Source organism: Prevotella sp. HMSC077E09 (assembly GCF_001814685.1).
In the GTDB taxonomy this organism is placed as follows: Bacteria; Bacteroidota; Bacteroidia; order Bacteroidales; family Bacteroidaceae; genus Prevotella; species Prevotella oris.
Genome location: NZ_KV817569.1, coordinates 1 through 365 on the forward strand (window position 1 = coordinate 1; position 365 = coordinate 365).

Here is a 365-nt window from a genome sequence, read left to right on the forward strand (position 1 = left end):
CGCTAAGATTGAGGGTAACCGTATGCACCTGCTTGTCAAAAGCATTGAGGTGGACGGCCATATCATAGCCGTCAAACTCTCGGCATACGACACAGACGGACAGGAGGGAGTGTATATACCAGGCTCGGAGGACATCAATGCGCTTAAGGAAGTTGGGGCGAACATCGGTGGTTCAATGGGCACATCCTTTACCTTCGCTTCCTCTGCCAAAGACCAAATTATCTCAGAGGCTGCACGTGGGGTGATGCAGGGCGCAAGTCAGCTGCTTCAGAAGAAACTGCGCACCATCAAGGTAACGCTCAAGGGTGGCTACCGCCTTTTCTTGGTTCAGTCCAAATAAAACAATCGAAAATGATAAGTAAAAA

General features: G+C 49.6%; 1 protein-coding gene. It reads left to right on the forward strand.

The window, feature by feature from the left end; all coding sequences use genetic code 11:
• A partial coding sequence (traM, locus tag HMPREF2983_RS07600) for a conjugative transposon protein TraM (RefSeq protein WP_141757642.1) occupies positions 1–340 on the forward strand: 340 nt, incomplete at its 5' end.
• Between the last annotated feature and the right edge of the window lie 25 nt (positions 341–365).